20 protein-coding genes are annotated in these 21,726 nt (G+C 50.8%); 2 read left to right on the top strand and 18 right to left on the bottom strand.

Annotation, left to right across the window (positions count from 1 at the left end):
• The first annotated feature begins 166 nt into the window (after window positions 1-166).
• Window positions 167-448, top strand: coding sequence for a hypothetical protein (locus tag ACFVRY_RS22340; RefSeq protein ID WP_387502510.1), 282 nt, complete (start codon window positions 167-169; stop codon window positions 446-448).
• Between the two features lie 171 nt (window positions 449-619).
• Here ACFVRY_RS22340 and ACFVRY_RS22335 read toward each other — a convergent pair whose 3' ends face one another.
• The 9 genes from ACFVRY_RS22335 to ACFVRY_RS22295 all read right to left on the bottom strand — a co-directional run bounded on the left by ACFVRY_RS22335 (window position 620) and on the right by ACFVRY_RS22295 (window position 9,972).
• Window positions 620-787 carry a CxxH/CxxC protein gene (locus ACFVRY_RS22335; protein WP_066377900.1) on the bottom strand — a complete coding sequence of 56 codons (168 nt, stop codon included), beginning with the start codon at window positions 785-787 and terminating at the stop codon, window positions 620-622.
• A gap of 550 nt (window positions 788-1,337) precedes the next feature.
• Window positions 1,338-3,266 carry an amino acid ABC transporter ATP-binding/permease protein gene (locus ACFVRY_RS22330; protein WP_387502509.1) on the bottom strand — a complete coding sequence of 643 codons (1,929 nt, stop codon included), beginning with the start codon at window positions 3,264-3,266 and terminating at the stop codon, window positions 1,338-1,340.
• Entirely contained in the window at window positions 3,263-5,191 is a 1,929-nt protein-coding gene (locus tag ACFVRY_RS22325; RefSeq protein WP_387502508.1) for an ABC transporter ATP-binding protein/permease, read from the bottom strand. Before ACFVRY_RS22325 ends, ACFVRY_RS22330 begins: the two co-directional genes overlap by 4 nt.
• A complete protein-coding gene (cydB, locus tag ACFVRY_RS22320; protein WP_387502507.1) occupies window positions 5,191-6,207 on the bottom strand; it encodes a cytochrome d ubiquinol oxidase subunit II in 1,017 nt (338 codons plus the stop codon). Before cydB ends, ACFVRY_RS22325 begins: the two co-directional genes overlap by 1 nt.
• Window positions 6,194-7,597: a cytochrome ubiquinol oxidase subunit I gene (locus ACFVRY_RS22315; RefSeq protein ID WP_387502506.1), complete on the bottom strand. Its 1,404-nt coding sequence runs from the start codon at window positions 7,595-7,597 to the stop codon at window positions 6,194-6,196. Before ACFVRY_RS22315 ends, cydB begins: the two co-directional genes overlap by 14 nt.
• 224 nt (window positions 7,598-7,821) lie before the next feature.
• Window positions 7,822-8,052, bottom strand: a complete 231-nt coding sequence (locus ACFVRY_RS22310) for a cold-shock protein (protein WP_066377880.1) — start codon at window positions 8,050-8,052, stop codon at window positions 7,822-7,824.
• A gap of 188 nt (window positions 8,053-8,240) precedes the next feature.
• Window positions 8,241-8,441, bottom strand: coding sequence for a cold-shock protein (locus tag ACFVRY_RS22305; protein WP_039878010.1), 201 nt, complete (start codon window positions 8,439-8,441; stop codon window positions 8,241-8,243).
• A gap of 61 nt (window positions 8,442-8,502) precedes the next feature.
• Entirely contained in the window at window positions 8,503-8,649 is a 147-nt protein-coding gene (locus tag ACFVRY_RS22300) for a hypothetical protein (protein ID WP_387502505.1), read from the bottom strand.
• A gap of 81 nt (window positions 8,650-8,730) precedes the next feature.
• Entirely contained in the window at window positions 8,731-9,972 is a 1,242-nt protein-coding gene (locus ACFVRY_RS22295; protein WP_387502708.1) for a S1C family serine protease, read from the bottom strand.
• A 344-nt stretch (window positions 9,973-10,316) separates the two neighbouring features.
• Here ACFVRY_RS22295 and ACFVRY_RS22290 point away from each other — a divergent pair, with 344 nt between their 5' ends.
• Window positions 10,317-10,523 carry a hypothetical protein gene (locus ACFVRY_RS22290; protein ID WP_387502504.1) on the top strand — a complete coding sequence of 69 codons (207 nt, stop codon included), beginning with the start codon at window positions 10,317-10,319 and terminating at the stop codon, window positions 10,521-10,523.
• Here ACFVRY_RS22290 and ACFVRY_RS22285 read toward each other — a convergent pair.
• The 9 genes from ACFVRY_RS22285 to dnaB form a co-directional block, all read right to left on the bottom strand.
• Complete coding sequence (locus ACFVRY_RS22285) at window positions 10,492-11,298, bottom strand: MBL fold metallo-hydrolase (RefSeq protein ID WP_066377873.1); 807 nt, start codon at window positions 11,296-11,298, stop codon at window positions 10,492-10,494. The genes ACFVRY_RS22290 and ACFVRY_RS22285 overlap by 32 nt on opposite strands.
• Before the next feature lie 35 nt (window positions 11,299-11,333).
• Window positions 11,334-12,074: a two-component system regulatory protein YycI gene (yycI, locus tag ACFVRY_RS22280; protein ID WP_387502503.1), complete on the bottom strand. Its 741-nt coding sequence runs from the start codon at window positions 12,072-12,074 to the stop codon at window positions 11,334-11,336.
• Between the two features lie 26 nt (window positions 12,075-12,100).
• Window positions 12,101-13,423 (bottom strand): YycH family regulatory protein, encoded by a 1,323-nt coding sequence (locus ACFVRY_RS22275; RefSeq protein WP_387502502.1) that lies wholly within the window; start codon window positions 13,421-13,423, stop codon window positions 12,101-12,103.
• The gene (gene walK, locus ACFVRY_RS22270) at window positions 13,420-15,249 is read right to left on the bottom strand and encodes a cell wall metabolism sensor histidine kinase WalK (protein ID WP_387502501.1); all 1,830 of its coding nucleotides are present in this window, start codon (window positions 15,247-15,249) and stop codon (window positions 13,420-13,422) included. Before walK ends, ACFVRY_RS22275 begins: the two co-directional genes overlap by 4 nt.
• Window positions 15,246-15,983, bottom strand: a complete 738-nt coding sequence (gene yycF / locus ACFVRY_RS22265; protein WP_387502500.1) for a response regulator YycF — start codon at window positions 15,981-15,983, stop codon at window positions 15,246-15,248. The genes walK and yycF overlap by 4 nt, the downstream gene beginning before the upstream one ends.
• Before the next feature lie 150 nt (window positions 15,984-16,133).
• Window positions 16,134-17,708, bottom strand: a complete 1,575-nt coding sequence (locus tag ACFVRY_RS22260; protein ID WP_387502499.1) for a peptidoglycan DD-metalloendopeptidase family protein — start codon at window positions 17,706-17,708, stop codon at window positions 16,134-16,136.
• A 314-nt stretch (window positions 17,709-18,022) separates the two neighbouring features.
• The gene (locus ACFVRY_RS22255; protein WP_387502498.1) at window positions 18,023-18,697 is read right to left on the bottom strand and encodes a hypothetical protein; all 675 of its coding nucleotides are present in this window, start codon (window positions 18,695-18,697) and stop codon (window positions 18,023-18,025) included.
• 165 nt (window positions 18,698-18,862) lie between these two features.
• A complete protein-coding gene (locus ACFVRY_RS22250; protein ID WP_387502497.1) occupies window positions 18,863-20,149 on the bottom strand; it encodes an adenylosuccinate synthase in 1,287 nt (428 codons plus the stop codon).
• A gap of 214 nt (window positions 20,150-20,363) precedes the next feature.
• A complete protein-coding gene (gene dnaB, locus ACFVRY_RS22245; protein WP_387502496.1) occupies window positions 20,364-21,725 on the bottom strand; it encodes a replicative DNA helicase in 1,362 nt (453 codons plus the stop codon).
• Window position 21,726 lies beyond the last annotated feature (1 nt).

The following is a 21,726-nucleotide window of genomic DNA, read 5'->3' as shown; positions in this document are numbered from 1 at the left end:
GGGCATGGGCGAAAGTTCGACATCAGGTGCCTTAGAGGAAAAAAAAGAGCCACTTGCTAGTGTCTCATCGGTGGGAGCTCTTCTATCACTTATTCAGTGCAAAGTACATTTAAAATAAGACTAACGAACACAATTTGTATATAATATCCAGTAAGGGGGAGGGTACATGAATAAAATAAAGAAAAACATACCCGCTATACTGATCATTTTAGGGGTTGTCCTATTTTTCTTAGTATTCAGTAGAGCTCGTACATCCGCTATTGTTCAACTCTCAGAGATATCTAAAGACAGCATTGTTGTAATAAATGCGCTTGGCGAAAAAACAATGGTGAGAGTGCCTTCTAAAATTGACATCAGTACTCTTAATGAGCAATCTTATTATTTAGTAAGCTATAGCTCAAGTTTTTTTCAGCGAAACCGCTTTGATAAAATAGAAAAATCACAATAAAAGGGGGAGAGCACATTGCTCATCTCACTCAAACAGCAAACCCTCCATAGATACCGATATCCTCAGGAGGTTGCAAAGCTAGATGTCTACAGCTTACCTATATTGAGCATTAAAAAAAGAACGTGAGCACTCACGTCCTTTTCATCATCTTATCATTTAACTATAGATCGCTTACACGACCAAATACTCAGCATTCTTCTCACATTCCGCACATTTCGCCGGCGGGTCCCAGTCAGAGAACTCCGTTTCCTTCAGATCCACTACATCCGGTGCGTCTTCGTACTCGTCCACAAACCTGTCAATGGCCAGCTCCACGTGTTCCTTACACACTACATACATTCAACCAAGCATCCCTTTCTGTGCCGCTGCGGCGTAATACTCCTTCTACTGTTCTACCACACTTCCAGGTAAAAGGGAACTCCCCACCGTCGATTCCTGTCATTTCCTTAGAAGCAGGTGCAATACTGGAAATTATATCCGATAATATAGAGATGCAGATGCAAATACTACTCGGAGGATTTCAATGCTCATAACCATATTGTATGTTGCTTTCAGCCTGTTCGCTGCAGGCGTCTTTATATTCCGGACTATCAAACAAAAGTTCACCAAGTACCAGACAGAGCATATAGGAATACTCCTCTCATATCTAATAGTAGGCCTTACCCTTAAGGCTCCCATTGAATTAAAAGTGGGGTGCACTCTACTTCTCCTGCTGACATTCATGTACGGAACTATAAAAAGGTGACCCTGTCCTCTATTATTGTGAAAAAATAACCCCGTCAGACTTTTGTCTGGCGGGGCTTTGTCATTATCTATCTTCCACTTATTCCACTTCGGTTAAAGTTCCACGCTGAATCTCTGTCATGATCCAAATCTATATGCCTTCTTACTAACCAAGGGATTCCACCGGCCGGTCCAACTCATACAACCTGCGGTAACGTGGCTCCTTCTCCAGCAGCTCAGCATGAGTGCCGCGCATTTCGACAGTTCCATTCTCCATAAAAATCACTTCGTCCATCAGTTCCGCACCTACAAGGTGGTGCGTAACCCAGACCAGCGATTTTCCGGCCATCGCCTGGAACATCGTAGCCAGCAGCTCGCGCTCGGTGCGTGGGTCGAGACCCACGGTCGGCTCGTCGAGCACGACGACCGGCGTGTTCTGCAGCAGGATACGCGCCAGCGCGATCCGCTGCCGTTCGCCGCCGGAGAAGCGCTGCCCGGCTTCACGCACGGGCGTGTTATAGCCTTCCGGCAGGGAAGAGATCAGGCTGTCGAGCTTCGCTAGCGCGCCAGCGGCGCGAATTTCTTCCTCGGAAGCCTGCGGATTCCCAAGCCGGATATTGTTCGCCACCGTGGTGTCGAACAGATGCGGACGCTGATTGAGTACCGCAATCAGCGAAGGAATGTCGTCGCCGTAGGACGCGGCGGCCCGCCCGTTAATCTCAGCCGAACCTTCCGTCGGCTGAATCACACCCTGAATGACCTTCAGCAGCGTCGATTTTCCCGCTCCGCTGCGGCCGATGATCGCGATCTTTTTCCCCTGTGGGAGATCTAAGCTTAGATCGCGGACAGACCAATCATCATCGGCTCCGTACCGGTAGCCGACATTCTCCAGCCGGATGTGTGTTTGTATTGCAATATCATGTTGGCTGTGGCCTTCATTACCAGCTTGCCCCGTAGTAGTCGAAATGTCGCGCCCAGCAACAGTCACTTTGATTTTCGCTATTCCAGCACTTTGCGTACGTACTTCATCCAATGTTTCTGTACGGCCTCCAGCCACTGGCGCTACTTCCAATACACCAGCACTTACCGCACGGGTTCCCTGCCCATTCTGTTTCACTCGAGCACCCTGAGTAGGCGCCCCATCCCTATCCTCCACCCCGGACAACCGCTCCAGCGAGTTTCGGTACTGTGGAATCTTCTCCACCGCTTCCGATACCGGCAGGAAGGCATCCGCTAACGGAAAGACCACCAGCACGAACGCTGCGATCAGCGTTCCGGCAATGGCTCCGCCTGCGTATTGCCCCGCTGCCCAGTAAAGCATGGACAGCACGCCGATACCGACAATCGCCTGCCCAATAAACATTCGCAGGCGGGCCCAGCCCCGCAGCCAGCCGTCAGTGTGGGCTACCTTCCGTTCGTCGGCTTCATAAGTCGCCACGAACTGACTTTGCCGTCCGCTAATCATCCAGTCGCCCATGCCTAGTACAGCATCCGTCAGCTTCTGGTAGAGCCGATTGCGCTCTTGCTTCACTTCACGCTGCCGTCTTTGTGTGAACAGTAGCGAGACCAGTGGCAGCACAATCACCAGCACCAGAATATACAGGCCCATCAGCAGCGCAAAGGTCAGATCGAAAGTGCCGAGGGCAATCATTGCCGCACCATACAGCAACAGCGCGATAATACTAGGAAAGACAGTGCGTAGATATACATTTTGCAAATATTCGATATCGTCGGCCAGCATACCGAGGATGTCACCTGTCCGAAAGCGTGAGGACAAGAACAGCGCCTGTGGCTCCAGTATATGGTACAGGCGGACACGCATCTTGGACAGAATCCGCAGGATCGTGTCATGACCGACGAGCCGTTCCACATAGTGGATCACGGCCCGGCTTGTTCCGAAGGTGCGTACACCGACGATCGGGACATAGATCATTAATATATTTTCTGGTGGGATAGACGCCTTAGAGATTAGGAAGCCCGAGGTGTACATCAGAGAAGAAGCCGAGAACACCGTCAGTGCACCAAGGACAATAATCAGCACAAACCGCCAGAAGTATGAAGATACATATGGGGCGAACCATCCTTCTCGTTTCAATGGATTCCCTCCAGTTGCGATTGAATAAGCTCATAATAGGCACCCTTACGGGCGATCAGTTCATGATGAGTGCCAGTCTCAGCTACTTTCCCCTGCTTCATCACGACGATGAGATCCATATCTACCATCCAGTGCAAGCGATGTGTCGCGAGAAAGACCAGCTTCCCGGCAAATAGCGGAAGCATCGTTTCCTTCAGCTCGTACTCCGTCTCAATATCTAGATGGGCTGTTGGCTCATCCAGCAGCATGATTGGACGGCTACTTAGCAAGGCACGGGCCAGTGCCACCCGCTGTTCCTGACCCCCGCTGAGGGAACGACCGCCGCCGCCAATCATTTCGTCTAGTCCGTTTGGCAGAGAATCTACCAATCTCGACAATCCGGCTTCGCCGATTACTCTCCGGACATCGTCCAATGAAGCTTCTGGGTAATAGAAGCGTACATTATCAGCAAGCGTGCCGCTAAAGATATATGGCCGCTGTGGGATATAAGCCGTCTGCTTCCGCCAAGCTTCGTCTGTCAACGAGCTGAACGTGCTATCGCCCACGGTAATACTGCCAGACGTAGGGTGCAGAAAACCGCCCAGGATATCCACCAGTGTGGACTTCCCTGCTCCACTCTCCCCGATAATACCGATCCTGGTCGCCCCTGCGAACTGCAAATTGACCCCTTCCAACGAGGACAATCCGCCTTCTTCATACCTAACACCCACACCATTCAATTGTAGAATGGCGTCGTTAGTCCAAACAAAGTCGGAAGCAGCGGAGGGCTTCGCCACAGGGGCGGTGCCGGTAGTTCTATTAGTTCCAGCCCGACCAGCACTATTGGCATTATCAGCACTACCAACACTGCCTGCACTATCAGCACCATCAATAGGTCCAGCACTACTTACATCACCAGCCATAGTACCCGTGACAGTCCCTTTTACAGCAAACCCTGGGGCAGTTATACCAACTCCACTCCCCTCCAACTTCACCGCCTGCACGGTCTCCCGGTCAATAATACTCTTCATGGCCTCACCTGCTTCTTTCCCATCCAGCGTGGCGTGGAAATCCGCACCCACGAGCCGGACCGGCAGGAAATACTCCGGTGCCAGGATCAGGATGGTCAACCCGGTGACCAGTGTCATCTGCTCATTGACCAGCCGCAGACCGAGGCTGACAGCCACGGAAGCTACCGAAAGCATGGTGAAGAAATCCAGTGCGAAGGATGACAGGAATGCCACGCGCAAGGTACGCATCGTAGCTGAGCGATAACGGTCGCTCACATGGGCAATACTCTCGCTGTGACTACGGCTGCGGCCGAGGAACTTCAGCGTCTCTAAACCCCGGAGGGAATCGACAAAGTGATTCGACAGTGTCCGATAGGATTTTAGCTGACGATCCATTTGTTTGCGTGCGGTCATACCAATCAGGATCATAAAGGCAATAATGATCGGCATCGTCACGGTGAGAATTACGCCGCTTGTCGTGTCTTGTGTGTACACATAGACGAGCAGCATTAGCGGTGTGACTGACATTCCAACCATCCGTGGAATGATCAGCTCCAGATAAGTGCGGAACTTCGTTACGCCTTCCAATACCAGTGTAACCAGCGTGCCGGTGCCCCGGTCGCCTGCTAATCTCGGCCCTAGCTGGAACAGCTTATCCATCATCTGCTGCCGCATGCTGCTTCCGGTCGCTTCCGCGAACCGGTAGGATACCCGGCTCATCAGCAGGGCGCACACATGGCGCACCAGAAACGCAAGAAGGAACAACAGGGAAGTACCCCATTGTTCCTTCAGCGGTGCTCCCGCAAACAGCGCAGAGACAACTTCCGCCAGCCATTTGGCCAGCAGAAGAATGGACAGGCTTTGCACCAGGGTCAGGAAGCCGACGATCAGAAAGACCGGCTTAACTCCTTTGTACCCAAGCAAATTTTTATCCATTAGTATTCAAGATGCTCCTTCTCGTGAACCCGTTTGTGAAAGATAAAATAACTCCAAATCTGATAACCTAGCACGAACGGCAGCAGCGTCAACGCCACAATCGTCATAACCTTCAGTGAATAATGACCGGAAGCTGCATTTGTGATCGTCAGGTTGAACGCCTGATCAATGGAGCTAATCATCACCCGCGGGAACAGTCCCACGAAGATGGAAGCCACCGACAAGGCGAATACTGCTCCGGTCATTCCGAATGCCCAGCCGTCCTTCTTCTTCAACATGAAGTAGCCTGCCAGTACATATGCAATAATACCCAATATTACTATACTCAGAAGCAGTGTTCCACGCTTTTCAAAGATATCGGTCATGAAGTAGGTCATTACCACAAAACCCAGAAGTAGTACGCCGAGTGGAATCAACAGCTTCTGCCCCAGCTTGCGGGCCCGCACCTGTAGATCTCCAATCGTACGCAATGTCGTGAACATCAGGCCGTGTACCAGACACAGCAGAACGACTGTAATCCCGGCAACAACGGTGTAGATATTAACGATATCCGTGAATCCGGCATACATCTGCATGTTCGCGTCAATCGGCAGGCCTTTGATGAAGCTTGCGAATACGACAGCCAGCAGGAATGGTGGGAGGAAGCTGCCGAGGAAGATGCAGACATCCCAAGTTCTTTTCCAGGCTAGAGAATCACGCTTGCCCCTGAATTCAAATGCCACACCCCGAGCAATCAGCGCCAATAGCGCGAACACAAAGGGAATATAAAATCCGCTAAATAGCGTCGCATACCAGTTCGGAAAGGCCGCGAACATCGCGCCTGCACCCGTCAGCAGCCATACTTCATTGGCATCCCAGAACGGTCCAATGGAGTTGATCAGCACCCGGCGCTCCGTATCATTCTTGGCCAGGAACTGTGTTTCCATTCCTACACCAAAGTCAAAACCCTCCAGGAAGAAGAACCCGATGAACAGAACCGCAATCAATACAAACCACAATTCATTAAGAGAAAGCATGGGATCCCTCCTTGTTATATGGATCATGGGAATCGCCGTGATCGTTATCCATGGCATAAGGACCTTTTTTGATAACTTTGATGAACAAGCCGACCAGTACCAGACCCAGAATTAAGTAGATCGTTGTAAAAGAAATCACTGAGAACAACACCTGTCCGCTTGTGATATTAGGCGATACACTGTCTTTGGTCTGCATTAAACCAAATACCGTCCACGGCTGGCGGCCAAATTCGGTCATCACCCAGCCCGCCGTATTGGCGATTGGCGGAAGCAGCAGTCCCCAGAACATGAACCGCATGAACCAGGTATTCGGACGGTCCATCTTTTTACGCCAAATCAAGTAAATCGCATACAGACCAAGCACGATCATTGCCGTACCCGCAGCGACCATGATCCGGAAGCTCCAGAACGTAGTCCGTACCGGAGGGATATAATCCCCAGGTCCGTACTGCTGCTCATATTCTGCCTGCAATTGGTTCATCCCTTTAACTTCACCAGAGAACTTACTGTAAGACAGGAAACTAAGCAAATACGGAATTTTGAATTCACCGCTGTTAGTCTTGTTCGTAGGGTCAATATTCGCCCACACCGTCCAAGGTGCAGGATCGCCGCTCTCACCCCATAGTCCTTCGGAAGCCGCCATCTTCATCGGCTGAGTCTCTACCAGGTATTGTGCCTGGGCATGTCCTGCCACGGCTACACCCACAGAAGAGATAATGCCGACAATCGCCGCAATTTGAAAAGATTTCTTAAAGAAAGATACTTCCTGATTCTTCAGCAGCTTATAGGCACTGATACCCGTTACAAGGAATGCGCCTGTAGCGTAGGCCGCCAACACCGTATGCGGGAATTCCACCAGTAATTGTCCGTTCGTTATGAGGGCAAAGATGTCATTCATTTCTGCACGTCCATTGTTGATCGCAAAACCCACCGGATGCTGCATGAATGAGTTAGCCGTCAGAATCCAGAAAGCCGACATCATCGTACCAAAAGCCACCATCCAGATCGAGAGCAGATGCACCTTCTTAGAGACTTTGTCCCAGCCGAAGATCCACAGCCCGATGAACGTAGACTCCAGGAAAAAAGCCAGTAGAGCTTCCACGGCCAGCGGTGCACCAAACACGTCACCGACGAATCGTGAATAATCTGACCAGTTCATCCCGAACTGGAACTCCTGCAGAATACCTGTAACTACCCCGACTGCAAAATTTATGAGGAATAGCTTTCCCCAGAATTGCGCCATTCTCTTGTACTCTTCATCGCCTTTTCTTACATACATGGTCTCCATGATGGCAATTAAAAGCGCTAGCCCAATAGACACCGGCACAAAGAAATAGTGAAAAATTGTCGTCGACGCAAATTGAATACGTGACAGCATGATTGTATCCATATTTCTCCCCTTCCCTCTCCCTTATCAATACGTCTATTTTGTCAAAAATTTTAAGGGAACTGTGTGATGTAAATCACATTATACGCTCTATTTTTGCTATAAAAATAATAATTTTGTGACAAATATCACAAAGTAGTGACAAAAAAGCAAAAAAAATAAGACGGTTTAACCGTCTCGGAGTTTGTGCGTTATTCTATACTAAGCTTGGCTCATAAAGGCGCCGGTCACGTAATGGAAATACCCTTCTTCAGCGACTTCAGATCACCGTTGGAATTGAGCAGCAGCGGCAGCATCTTCATACTGCGGACCATTGGAGCGTTGCATAGACGACAAGAAGGCACAGTGTCAAAAGCAAAATTGTCCCTCATCCATCCATTGCACCCCTCGTTCGTACAGGCCCAAATCGCGGTATTCTCTTCCGGGATTTCCTCCACGGGTTTCTTCCGGTAGTTCATTGCCGTTCCTCCTTCCTTTATGTCACAAGTGGATTAACGATACATGATACCCCAAAATGTTAAGATTTATGCTTACACCTCTATAATAATAAGAAAAGCCCCAGTACGGAGCCCTTACAAAGGTTGTTGAATTCTGTTAAAAAAAGACCGTCCCAACTTTCAACAAGCGGGGACGGTATCTTCTATTATTACAGTTTTACAACGTTTTCGGCTTGTGGACCACGGTTGCCTTGAACAACGTTGAACTCAACGCGTTGGCCTTCGTCCAAAGTTTTGAAGCCTTCGCCAGTGATCGCACTGAAGTGTACGAATACGTCGCTACCGCCTTCAACTTCGATAAATCCGAATCCTTTTTCAGCGTTGAACCATTTAACTGTACCTGTTTGCATGTGTGTAACCTCCACAAATTTAAATTAATATGTTCTTTTTATCTTCAAACAAAGAAAAAATTCACACATTGAAAAAGGTTGTATATCGCTTGACCTGACAGCCCTTTTCAATAAGAGGATTAGTATCAAATGTCTGATTGTTCTCATAGTACCACACCTTCGAAGTAAAGGCAAGCTGACCCATCCGAATATCTCCGTTTTTTCCCACAAAAGGCTGACTTCCCAATGTAAGGGCTGTCAGCCTGGCTGGTCATGACTGCTATATCATTATATACCATTTGTGAAGGTTTTATTCCTCAGGCTTCTCTAAAAGTTTTACCGATACCTGTTTTAGAACCCCGTTTCTATAAAAAGTAATCTGCAATTCATCACCGATCTTAGTGTGATTATACAAATACTTCCGCAGTGAAAGGGTAGATGTGATGGGCTCTCCGTCAAATTTTGTGATAACATCGTTGAACTGGAGTCCCGCTACCTTTGCCGGTCCAACAGCATCGAGCACGACTACACCGTCTTTAACAGCCACAGGCAGATTCAGCTCTTTGCGCTGGTCTTCGGCCAGTGGAACATAAGGGTTGTTCAGATCGACCGTGTAGACACCCAGATAGGATCGTGCGATCTTCCCCTTGCTGGTTAGCTCCTCCGCCGTCTCCATAACATGATTGGTCGGTATGGCAAAGCCAAGCCCTTCTACGCCGGTATCCGAAATCTTCATCGTATTAATCCCGATAACCTTGCCGTTGAGATCAACCAGCGCACCACCGCTGTTACCTTCATTGATCGCCGCATCGGTCTGGATGACCTCTTGCTCCCAGTCGTACACACCATCCTGGTTGAGCGATACGGGAATCTTCCGCTCCGTATAGCTTATAATACCGGAGGTTAGCGTATCACCAAGGCCAAGTGGATTGCCAATAGCTATGACGGTCTCCCCGAGACGCAGTTTGGAGGAGTCACCGATCTGAGCGATGGTGTTGATGCCCTTGGCATCAATCGAAAGCACAGCAATATCGGTTACTTTATCTGCACCGACCAGCTCCGCTCTGCGGGTCTCCCCCGACACCGTAACAATCTCCAGCTTACCTGCACCCTGAACGACATGGTTATTAGTTATGATGTAGGCCTTATTCGCATCTTTTTTATAAATAACTCCGGAGCCCAGTGAGGACTGATCCAGAATATTCTGTTCCTTGTTATCTTCCTTGTGGTTAACGATGCTTACTACGGCAGGACGAACCATCGCCGCCGCCTGAATAATACGATCATAAGGATCGCCACTGCTCGGCGTCACGTTCTCAATAACGGTAGATCCTACTGCTCGCTCCGGCGCCCAATGTCCAGTCACCACGCTGAACAGCAATACCGCTACCACCGCACTGATTACGGAGCTAAGCGCAGAAATCTGCCATGTTGAGAGACTCCGACGCGATCTGCTAGTTCGCCACCCGCGTGACAAACCTTTGGATTTGTCTTGTTCTCTGCTCCGCCGTGGTACCTTCGTTGAATAAAAATCATCATCAAACAATCCCAACGGTAATCCTCTCCCCTCTATTGCTACTGCATTCATACCTGAACGCCAAGCAACACCCGAACGGCTTCGTACTCTTCTAAGACTCCAAAGAGTGCCAAAAGGTTTCACTTTATCCATTCGCCCAAATAGGCGGGTTCCAAGCGTAGGGGTCTCATATTCTTTCAATCAGGGAATATTTTACGACTTAAAAGACTACAATAGTAGAAAGCTCCAATTGTCACTTACGCCTAAACGCTCTGTATTGATTGTATCACAGGCGGGCACGCTTTCGCGGCTTTTCCGCCGTAATTATTCTGCACATTTTTCCCAAACCCCTATCTCATCCCCAAAGGAGGTGCAAAGAAATGGAATCCTCTTCGCTAGGCATGGATTTGGTGCAATTTATCGGTAAACTGGGTGATTTGAAGGATGAGCATTACCATATGACACTCGCCCTCAGTGCCATCATAGAGTTGTTGATCGACAAGGGCCTGATCACCCGTCAGGAGTTGGAGCACAAGACGGCCGAACTGGATCAGCTTATGGCTGGCTCACCATATCCCATGGCGTAGGGCGGTCATAATAAGTCTCACATAGCTTGAACTCACTGTCCTTGTAGAAGCAACCCCGGTCCTCCATGGCACCGCGTACAGACATCTTAGCTAGGTCCATCATATTATGATCCAGGCTCAAGTGCGCCAGATAGGTGCGTTTCGTCCTGCCGGTCAAAATCTCACTCAGAGCTGCGCCTGCGGCTTCGTTGGAGAGATGGCCCATGTCGCCGAGAATACGGCGTTTGGTGTTCCACGGATAGCGTCCCATCCTCAGCATCTCAATATCATGATTAGCCTCCAGCACCATCACATCGGAATCCGCAATCGCCATCCTTACCTTATCACTGACATATCCCAGGTCTGTAGCCACACATAGCTTTTCTTTGCCATCATAAAAATTGTAGCCCACCGGCTCTGCTGCATCATGAGAGATTGCGAACGACTCCACGCGCAGGCTACCGAAATCCCTCTGCTGTCCGGTCTCCATAATAATGCGATGATGGTCCGGTATTTTCCCGATGCCCTTCTCGATGGCCCCCCAGGTATTGGTGTTGGCGTAGATAGGTAGCTCATATTTACGGGCCATAGCCCCGAGTCCTTTGATATGATCAGAATGCTCGTGGGTCACCAGAATTCCGTCTATATCGCGCCCAGTCAGCTCACGCATGCCCAATAGTTCGTCAATCCGCTTCGCACTAAGACCCGCATCAATCATCAGCGTCGTCTCCCCATTACGTACCACAGTTACATTACCTGTAGACCCGCTCGACAATACTGAAAAAGATATCCCCATGTTTACTACTCCTTCTATCCTGAAATCACGATATTCTAATCTGTTGTTGTCTTGGGACTAATGATGTCCGCACTGATGGCGTCCACATAATAGGACTTGCCATTCTCCAGCATGAACCGCCACATCGGGGCAGCCACCTGACTTTCGGAATTGAACAACTCCCCATAATAACCAAGTACAATTTCCTTGACTGCCGTATCTGGCGGAAAATATTTCTCAATCAGGCTGCTTAGGGCATTGGATGCCGGAAGCACCTTCTGGACATCCTCATTGTTGCCGGGTCCTATCTGAATATTGGGGCGACGGTACGCCACAATCTTTTGATTGTTGTAAATAAGCTCCAGCCTGACCCTAAACAGCGGCCACTCCTTCTTCACCAGTGGATGCAGCACGAATTTCCCCGCTTCGCTTTCCAATGGATCGAACTGATAATCTGAGATATCCGGAATTTCACTCTGCAGCTCACGACTAAGTTCGGAGAACGTAAAGATCAGCTTACTATCTATGGGCCGCTTGAGCAGCACCGGCTGCTCGCTCTGCTCATCCCCGGAGTAGCGGTATGTAATCCCAGGAAGCTGAGGCGTTGCCGCCGGGATGGGGCACAGAATACGGATTCCCTTCTGCTCCATCACCTGCTGTGTGGTTTCGGAGAGGGAAGTGAAATCCAGATTGGCGCTGACCTGATCGCGCAGGTCAATCCACAACTGATAACACAGCAGTAGGTTCAACAGTAAAAAAGCGTAGATCAGCACATTTTTGGCCCTTCCCCAATCCATACCCGTTCCTCCTTCAATTGAATAGCTTAATTCAGTGTAAGCACACTGCCGTCACGCAGCGTAACCTTCCATACCGGCACTAGCTGCAGCTTCTCTCCCTTCAGAGAAGGGACGTAGGCCGGCGTCAAATCCTGGACCGGCGAGGTCTTGCTGATTTGGGCCAGTTGGCTGAGCAGCGTGTCGCCACCCGACAGTTCGGCCACCTTTTTAACCGCCTGATTCTCGTTCAGATACAATAGGGAACGCTCATAAGAAGAGACTGTGCCCTTCTGCAGCTCCAGATGAATCACGCCGAATTTCAGCTGCGGACGGTTCAGGATCGGGTAGGAGCCGTAAGGGTAAGAACCATAATATTGTTGAAAAGATACCCGTCGCTCCTTGCCGCCGTCCCCGATAGGTAGTTGATCCTGCAATTCGTCTTCCGCTGCAGCCAGCCGGTAAGTTCCATTCCATCCACCATGCTGATTCACGAAATCTACGGCTTCCAGCGCATCCTTCGCAGGCGTGCTCTCCCCGGCCGGCAGAGCGGCCGGATCACTGTAGCTCATCCAGTTCTGTTCCTGATCCACCTGGAGACTGCGCTTGCTGTCCGTATAGATCTCCGATCCATCCTTCTCACGAATATATCGCGTGCTGCTAGTATCGAAGAAGAGATTACTCTGCATTTGCTCAATGGTATACAAACCTGAAGGAATCTCGACCTGCACTAGCGACAGCTTGTCTGACGGCACATAATAATCCCCGTTCGCTGTTGTATACGGCGTCCAGTTCTTGCCGAAGTCCACATGCTGCTGAACATCCTGCACCGTCAGGTCGGCTTTGGCCGCTTCATAGACGATGTCTCCTCTCGTACTAAAGAAGATTGCATGCGCCTTGGAATCGTTCTTAACATTGTAAATCCAGATTCGGTCAATGCTCTCCCCCGCGAACAGGGAGTCGGGCGAAAGCTGCATCACCCGTTGCAGCAGCGTTACGGGAATTCCCGCACCGAAGGAAAGCTCGATCCCCGGGTTCTCTTTGCGGATCTTATTCCAGTCAAAGTCATCCACCGACCGCCGCTGGAAGCTCTCGAAGGTACGCCCCTTCAAGCGGTTGATAATCAAATTGTAGAATGTTGAGCTGGGATAGAACAGCGTGTGCTTGTCCTCGCCCATATGAATAATCATCTTGTCGGGATAGAGCAAGTTCTCTACCTTTTCCTCTGGTCCCATATTGTCTGTCTTTACATACAAATTCTCCGACATCACCGCCGAGTCGCTGCCCGGCAGACGATAGATCAGATAATAGCTCTCCACAAGACTGCTGAGGACGAGCAGCGCAAGAATCCATGACTTTACCCTCTCCTTCACGCTTCACTCCCCCTTTGCTCGTTCAGAGGCAGCGTGAAGGTCACCTTCGAGCCTTGGTTCACTTCAGATTGTAAGGAAATTGAGCCTCCATGCGCCTTCACAATTTCCCGGGCAATGGAGAGTCCAAGTCCGGTTCCTCCCATATTGCGTGAGCGGGCTTTATCTACCCGGTAAAAGCGTTCAAAAATGCGCTCAATATCCTTTTTCGGAATCCCGATTCCGGAATCTCGCACAGAAATTGATAGCATGCCGTCCTCATTCTGTAGGGCCTCCAGCTCAATACTGCCACCCTCAGGCGTGTACTTGAGTGCATTGGACACCAAATTGCCTAGCACCTGATCAATCTGATCACGGTCCAGCCAGGCAGAAGCAGCCTCCCTGCGCACTCTCGTACTGATATTGATCCGCTTCTGCCGGATCTGGAAGGAGAAGCGGTCGGCCACATCCTCCAACATTTCGGCCACATCCGTCTGCTGTATACGCAGGCGAGCCTCCTTGGAGTCGAGCCGCGACAGATGCAGCAGATCCGTTACCAGCCGGATCATCCGCTCTGTCTCGTTGCGAATGACTCCGACAAAGCGAGCGGCCAGCTGCGGATCATCCAGCGCGCCGTCATCCAGCGCTTCGGCGTAGCTCTTGATCGTCGTGAGCGGCGTACGCAGCTCATGCGATACATTCGCCACGAACTCACGGCGGGATTCCTCCAGGTTCTCCTGCTCCGTGACATCTTGGAGCACGGCGATCGTTCCCGCGATTCCGCCTTCCCGGCGATGGATCGGCGTGAAGGTGACCCGCACAATATTAGGGTCACCACCGCCCATCGGCGACAGATGAAGCATGGCCGAGTGTGCATTGTCGCGCGGCAAGGCCCCGGCCTGCTCTGAGTCTAAGCCGAGTAGTTCATTCAAGGGCGCGCCCTCCGGGAGCGGCCCTTCGGCGCCCAGCATGAGCGCGGCACGGCGGTTCATCAGGATGACCACGCCGCTCTCGTCGGTTGCTACCACGCCATCACTCATGTTCGTCAGAATAGAGGCCAGCTTCTCCTTCTCTTCCTCGTTCTGTGACAGCGCCTCATGCAATCGGCCCGTCATATAGTTGAAGGCCTGGCTCAGCTGGCCGATCTCGTCATTGCCAAAGACAGGCATCTTCCGGTTGAAGCGTCCCTCAGCGACTGCTGTAGCATGACGAGTCATCTCCTTGATCGGCTGAGTGAACGTATGGGCGATGATAACGCCCAGCACCGCCGTAAGAGTCAGTGCCAGCAGCAGCCCGGAGATGAATACGCTGTTAATCCGGCTCATTGTGGCATAAAGATCCTTCATATCGGCGGCGATGTAGATAGCGCCAACGACTTTCCCACCAGAGAGCACCGGCTTCGCGACGACCTTCTTCCGCACATTGTCATCGCCAATAATATATTCCTCATTGTCGCTGATGCCTTGAAGCGCACGGCTAACTACGGTCTGCGTATTTCGCTGACCCACATAATCATTCTGTGAAGGGACAGATGTCGTGATAATCTTGCCGCTGGCATCCAGCACCTGTATTTCGGCACCGTTAATATAGAGATTGTTCACCATGCCGCGCAGACTCTCTACCGCTGTCTCCTCATCTATGGTACCGGCCTCACTACCGAACTTGTCGGCAGTCAGGATGGACAACATCTCAGCTCTTGCCTTAAGGTCCTTCGTAAAGTTATCTGTCAGTGAATTTTTCATCGAACTGACAAAATAGACGCCGATCAGTTGCATTGCAATCAGAATCAGCAGGACATAAATGATAATGAACTTGGCCTGAATCGTCCGGAAAAAGGACAGTCCCTTCATCCTAACCCACCGTTTTTAGGGCTATGCATCAAATAACCAAGACCGCGCCGGGTGAAGATATACTCCGGCTTGCTGGGATTCTCCTCAATCTTCTCCCGCAGACGCCGGATCGTAACATCCACGGTCCGCACATCTCCGAAGTATTCAAAACCCCAAACGGCCTGCAGCAAATGCTCCCGGGTCATGACCTTGCCGGCATGGCGGATCATGTAATAGAGCAGTTCGTACTCCCGATGTGTTAGATCGAGCGCTTCTCCCTCTTTATAAACCATATACATATCCGTATCTATAAACAAATCGAAATGGTGAATGCCCTGCTTGGCAACGGGAGGCTCGTTACTTAGCGCCTCCGCCGTACTGGGCTTGTGCTGCCGCCGCATCTGTGCCTTGACCCGGGCCAGCAGCTCACGCGTGCTGAACGGCTTGGTTACGTAATCGTCGGCTCCCAGCTCCAGCCCAAGCACCTTGTCGATCTCCCCGTCCTTGGCTGTGAGCATAATGATTGGAATATCCAGATGGGCCGAGCGTACCTCCCGGCATACATCCATCCCGTCCTTGCCGGGAAGCATGAGATCCAACAGCATGAGATCGGGCCGTTTGGACAAAGCCAACTCTACTGCGCTATTACCATCAAAGGCGCAAATGACCTCATAGCCTTCTTTTTCAAGATTAAATTTCAAAATATCAGCAATAGGCTGCTCGTCGTCCACCACCAGAATCGTTCCCATCTGCATATGCGGCTTCACCTTTCTATCTGTACTTGCTTACTTTCCTTTATTCTAACATACCTGCCGTGGCCTCACATCCTACCAATTAAGCAGTCTGCTTAGGGAAAATAGAAGCCGCCCGAAGGAAGTTTCGGACGGCCTGTTAGAAGATATGAATTATTTCAAATACTTCATAGGATTCAATGCCGATCCGTTCTTGCGGATCTCAAAATGCAGATGTGTGCCGGTGGAACGTCCTGTACTACCCATGACGCCGATCTTCGCACCCTGCTCCAGACGCTGTCCTTGGGATACTGCAATACTGCTGAGGTGGCCGTAGTAGGTCTCATAGCCATTATTGTGATTGATAATCACTACATTGCCATAGCCACTCTGCACGCCCGCAAAGGATACTGTCCCCGCATCTGAGGCCTTGATGCTCCGGTTGCCTGACACCAGATCTACGCCCTTATGGGCACGACCCCAGCGTTCGCCAAAGCTGCTGGAGATCGTTGCACCGCTGACCGGCCATGCAAACATGCCGGATGCTTGCATGGCCGCTTTGATGGCGGATGCTTGCGTGGCCGCTTTGGTACCGGATGCTTGCATGGCAACTTTGGTCCCCCGGTATACAACCTCCGGGAGTGAGGCCTTCAGCACTGTCTGGCCCAGCCATTCCTCTCGCACCACGGTTCCGTTCTCCTTGGTCAACCGGTACTCCATTTCTTTAAGTCCGGTCTGTCCCGGACGAACTACCTTGCTCTTGCCGGCTTCCAGCAGATCGCTTGTACGCACGACCACTTCCGGTTCCGTAACAATCTGCTCGGACACTTTCTCTACTGTCACAACGGTAAGCTCAGGCTGGGGAACTGTCAGCTGCAGCTCATCCCCAATCTGCAGTGTCAATTCCTTAACCTCCGGATTGTTGCGGAAAATATCAGCTTGCGTGATCCCAAACCGCTTGGCAATAGCCGAGATGGTGTCGCCTTCCTGAACCTCATAGGTCAGCGGAGCATCTTTGCCTTCCGTCAGCGCTTTGACCGCTTCTTCCATGTTCAGTACCTTGTTCGGGTCCGCCTTAGTCGGTTCAATCGTCACCTGCTCACGAATCTTAGCCGACCCCATTAGCTCCGGCGAGGACTTGGAAGCAGTGGCCGCTGCCGTCCCGTTCGCCGCTGTCCGCTTCAGCTGGGCACCTTGTGATCCTCCTGTTTCTGGCACATAATGCTGCTTCACTCCCTGCAACACAGCATTAGCAGTTTCCTGATCCTTGACGATGCCGACGGCCTTGCCGTTCACCATCAGCTGTACACCTACCGCGTACGCCTTGAGCATGCCATCCAGCTTCTTCAGGGTAGCTTCGCTTTCAATTGTTGGTTTGTACGCCCGGTCAGGCTTCGTCGTAATCCCTTCCGTCTGTACAACCATCAGCGCTCCCGGGTACTTGGTCTGATATTCCTGTCTCTTCTTCTCGAAGAGGACGGACAACTCTTCCGCCTCGCGGATGGTGCCAATTTCCTTGTCATGCAGCATTACCCGGTAAAAGCTCTCCGTGTTGGCAGCCACATACTTCTTCTCTGCATTGATGCCAAATACGGTGAGAAGCGCCAGCCCGGCTGAGGCTAATACCCAATAGCGCCACCGTCTTCGAGGCTTCCCTTCTTCATGAACATCCCTCACTCCGGATTCCGCAGGCGTCTCCGCGTTGTTCTGCAGCTTCCCCATCCGGCGTATAATCTTGAATCCTTTCATGAAACTCTCCCTTTCAGCTTGCTTGCTTTTCCATGCCGCAGGTCAGCGGCCGAGCTTAGAATTGCGACCCCATGTACATCCTCTGCTCTATATATTGCTGCTTCTATTGCTGCTTAGATTCATCCGATTTTCTCTGGTGTTATGGCTGTGAAAAAAGGTTACAAAATATTAACCTTATTTGATCCTTGTCTACTTTAACATAGCCAGCCGAGGCTTTTCAACTTTACCGGCATGGAAAAACCCGCTGGAAACGCGGGTTTTTCCCAATAATATGGTTAATTCAAGGTAATTACGTGTCCAAATAATGACAGTTTTTAGTGCAGCGAGCCCTCCGGCACTGTAGGTGTAAGCATTTTCATTAACTCGTCATATTCCTTAGGGTCCACATATTTGGCGATAACCGCCTGCAGTTCCTTGACCTCCGCCTCCGTCAGCCCGTCCTCCATCGCAGCCGAAATCTTCTGCATTTCCTCCTGTGGCAGCTTGTTCATCAGGATATTGAAAATGTTAACCTTCTCTGCAGAAGGCAGATTGTCCTTCAAGTCACGCATAGCCTCCGGGGTCATCACCAATTGCTGATCCAGAGCGCTGCCCCCTTGGTTTTGAGCGTCTGTAGACCCACTAGCAGCCTGTCCCATGACAGGGAGAGCATCCTCCGGCACCTTCTCCTCAGCCGGCTTGTCGCTACCGGCTGGCAAAGGAGAACTTGAAGCTTTTGGCGTATCCGCGCTGCTGCGCTTGCCCTTATCCTGTACCGTCTTCCCTTTGTCCCCATTCACAGCCTCTGCCACAGCAGGCTTCTCCTTCGTTCCCATCAGACTCCGCATCATCCCGGCTATCCCCAGTGCAGGCTTCTCCAGCTTAATGTCAAAGCTCGCCAGCACCGATTGAATATAGGCATTCACCACAACCCCTGTCGTCAGAATCGAAAGGGTGCTCGCCAGCACTACAATCATACATACAGCAAGCGCACGCTTTACCAGTTTCATGTTTACCACTCCCTTGTGTCTGTTCAACGCTGACCCTTAAGGATCATGCCGCTTCTACATCCATCCTTCCAGTATTGACGGGAACAGACCTCGGGAAACCTTGAAATATCCATGAAATTGGAAAAAGGCAACAAAAAAGAGGCCCCTCACGAGGCCCCTTCAAAATTAGATATAGATTGGCAATACTTGATTTGTCTGCTCACGGTTGCGTCCTACAGAGAAGATCGCAATTGGAATGCCTGTCAGTTCCGCCACACGCTCTACATATTTCCGTGTGTTGGCTGGAAGGTCTTCCAGAGTCTTAGCAGCAGTGATATCCTCACTCCAGCCTGGCAGTTCCTCATAGACCGCTTCACACTCAGCAAGCATTTTGAGACTAGCCGGGTAATGGGTAATAACCTCGCCACGGTATTTGTAGCCGGTGCAGATTTTTACAGTCTTCAGTCCGCTCAGAACGTCAAGCGAATTAAGCGACAAGCCTGTAATCCCGCTCACACGACGAGCATGGCGTACCACTACGCTATCGAACCAGCCCACACGGCGGGCGCGTCCGGTAACCGTACCGTACTCATGTCCGGTTTCACGGATATAATCGCCAATCTCATCATTCAGCTCAGTAGGGAACGGGCCGTCACCCACACGGGTAGTGTAGGACTTGGCAACTCCGATAACCTGTTTGATTTTAGATGGACCTACACCAGAACCGATGCAGACACCACCGGCTGAAGGATTGGAAGAGGTCACGAACGGGTATGTGCCTTGGTCGATATCAAGCATTACCCCTTGTGCACCCTCGAACAATACCTTAGATTCAGCATCAATCGCATTATTCAGGACAACCGATGTATCAGCCACATACTTACGCAGCACTTCAGCATACTCGAGATACTGAGTCAGAATCTCCTCAACGTCCAGCGGCTCTGCACCGTACACTTGAGTGATCACCTGATTCTTCTCTTCCATCAAATGACGCAGACGCAGTTCGAACTCTTCTGCATCCATCAGATCCGCAATCCGGATTCCGTTACGAGCAGCTTTGTCCATGTAACATGGGCCAATCCCTTTACGGGTTGTTCCGATCTTGTTCGGACCTTTGCGGTCTTCTTCTAATGCGTCAAGCAGAATATGATACGGCATGATAACATGAGCACGGTCGCTGATGACCAGATTCTCTGTGTCAAAACCGTTCTCGTGAATATAATTAATTTCGTCGATCAACGCAACCGGATTAATAACCATCCCGTTACCGATGACACAAGATTTCTCTTTATAGAATACGCCTGATGGAATCAAGCTCAGCTTGTATTTCTTACCGTCAATCAGAATCGTGTGACCGGCATTGTTGCCCCCCTGATACCGAGCAACTACATCTGCGCTCTCTGCTAGAAAGTCAGTGATTTTACCTTTGCCTTCGTCTCCCCATTGTGTTCCCACGACGACTACCGTTGACATGTTCATTCCTCCGTAGGTGCTCGCACAGCACCATTATTTTTCATAATATGGGCCCTGTACACTAATCTTATGTACGCAACCCTTGCGGGCGCTTCAGCGGTTTTTCCCGTTAAAGCACAATAACCAGTGTACCAGCCGTCATTTTTAAAGTCAAATAAAAACGAACGATTATACATCGAAATGTACAATCGTTCGGATATTGTCAGAATTAGGTTTAGCCTGCAAATGGTTCTGCATGGGCCCTCTCGTAGTTGACGAACTTGTTGAAATTCTTAAGGAATACCAACTCCACCGTCCCCACCGGTCCGTTACGCTGCTTGGCGATGATAATTTCGATGATGTTCTTCTTCTCGGTCTCCTGGTTGTAATAATCGTCGCGATACAGGAAGGCAACGATATCAGCATCCTGCTCGATAGAACCGGATTCCCGCAAGTCACTCATCATCGGCCGTTTATCCTGGCGCTGCTCCACACCACGACTGAGCTGTGATAGTGCGATAACCGGCACATCCAGCTCACGGGCAATCATCTTCAGGGTCCGGGAGATTTCCGAAACTTCCTGCTGACGGTTCTCGCCCGCCTTACCGCGCCCTTGAATCAGCTGTAGATAGTCGATCAGGATCATGCCAAGACCTTTTTCCTTTTTCAACCGACGGCATTTGGCACGAATATCGGTGACGGTAATCCCCGCCGTATCATCAATATAAATCTCGGCTTCTGATAAGGACTGAATTCCCATTGTAAGTTTAGACCAATCATCATCACTCTTGAAGTCACCGGTACGCATAATGTTAGCATCTAGGTTAGCCTCGGCACAAATCATCCGCGTAACGAGTTGGGCTGCCCCCATCTCCAGACTGAAGATAGCAACGGTTTCTTTGGCACGAACCGCTACATTCTGAGCGATATTGAGCGCAAAGGCCGTCTTTCCTACGGAGGGACGTGCCGCCACGATGATAAGATCATTTCGCTGGAAGCCGTTCGTCATCTTATCAAGATCCGCGAACCCGGACGGGATGCCGGAGGTGTTGCCCCTGTTCTGATGGAGCACCTCCACCCGATCGAAGACTTCCATCAGGACATCGCGGATGGCGACAAACCCACTGCCGCTGCGGCGGTTGGAAATTTCCAGAATCCTCCGCTCGGCGTCACTCAGCATATCGCCGACATTTTCGCCGCCGGTATATCCTTCGCTCACAATTTGCGTCGCTGTACGAATCAACCGCCGCAGCATTGCCTTCTCTTCGATAATCTGCGCGTAATAATCCACGTTGGCCGCAGTCGGCACCGCATGTGCCAGCTTAGCCAAGTAGCTGACACCTCCGATATCCTCAAGCTCGCCCTTATCCTGCAGCTTGGCGGTCAGCGTAACTAGGTCAATCGGCTGGCTCTCTTCTCCGAGCTGCACCATCGCTTCAAAGATCATCTGATGCGGTTTATCGTAGAAGTCTTCGGTGTTCACCCGCTCCATTGCGGTAATTAACGCCTCGTCCTGGAGTAGAACAGCACCGATGACAGCCTGCTCTGCCTCCAGATTCTGCGGGGGAATCCGATCGAAAAAGAGATCTCCGCCCATC

The organism is Paenibacillus sp. NPDC057934 (assembly GCF_042887565.1).
Classification (GTDB): Bacteria; Bacillota; Bacilli; order Paenibacillales; family Paenibacillaceae; genus Paenibacillus_AQ.
The sequence above is the reverse complement of the archived record's forward strand: the minus strand, read 5'-3'. Positions and strand labels throughout refer to the sequence as shown.

Coding starts and splice junctions, on each gene's coding strand:
- ACFVRY_RS22340 (WP_387502510.1), top strand. CDS start 167: ATGAATAAAATAAAGAAAAACATACCCGCTATACTGATCATTTTAGGG.
- ACFVRY_RS22335 (WP_066377900.1), bottom strand. CDS start 787: ATGTATGTAGTGTGTAAGGAACACGTGGAGCTGGCCATTGACAGGTTT.
- ACFVRY_RS22325 (WP_387502508.1), bottom strand. CDS start 5,191: ATGGATAAAAATTTGCTTGGGTACAAAGGAGTTAAGCCGGTCTTTCTG.
- cydB (WP_387502507.1), bottom strand. CDS start 6,207: ATGCTTTCTCTTAATGAATTGTGGTTTGTATTGATTGCGGTTCTGTTC.
- ACFVRY_RS22315 (WP_387502506.1), bottom strand. CDS start 7,597: ATGGATACAATCATGCTGTCACGTATTCAATTTGCGTCGACGACAATT.
- ACFVRY_RS22310 (WP_066377880.1), bottom strand. CDS start 8,052: ATGAACTACCGGAAGAAACCCGTGGAGGAAATCCCGGAAGAGAATACC.
- ACFVRY_RS22305 (WP_039878010.1), bottom strand. CDS start 8,441: ATGCAAACAGGTACAGTTAAATGGTTCAACGCTGAAAAAGGATTCGGA.
- ACFVRY_RS22290 (WP_387502504.1), top strand. CDS start 10,317: ATGGAATCCTCTTCGCTAGGCATGGATTTGGTGCAATTTATCGGTAAA.
- ACFVRY_RS22285 (WP_066377873.1), bottom strand. CDS start 11,298: ATGGGGATATCTTTTTCAGTATTGTCGAGCGGGTCTACAGGTAATGTA.
- yycI (WP_387502503.1), bottom strand. CDS start 12,074: ATGGATTGGGGAAGGGCCAAAAATGTGCTGATCTACGCTTTTTTACTG.
- walK (WP_387502501.1), bottom strand. CDS start 15,249: ATGAAGGGACTGTCCTTTTTCCGGACGATTCAGGCCAAGTTCATTATC.
- yycF (WP_387502500.1), bottom strand. CDS start 15,983: ATGCAGATGGGAACGATTCTGGTGGTGGACGACGAGCAGCCTATTGCT.
- ACFVRY_RS22260 (WP_387502499.1), bottom strand. CDS start 17,708: ATGAAAGGATTCAAGATTATACGCCGGATGGGGAAGCTGCAGAACAAC.
- ACFVRY_RS22255 (WP_387502498.1), bottom strand. CDS start 18,697: ATGAAACTGGTAAAGCGTGCGCTTGCTGTATGTATGATTGTAGTGCTG.
- ACFVRY_RS22250 (WP_387502497.1), bottom strand. CDS start 20,149: ATGTCAACGGTAGTCGTCGTGGGAACACAATGGGGAGACGAAGGCAAA.
- dnaB (WP_387502496.1), bottom strand. CDS start 21,725: ATGGGCGGAGATCTCTTTTTCGATCGGATTCCCCCGCAGAATCTGGAG.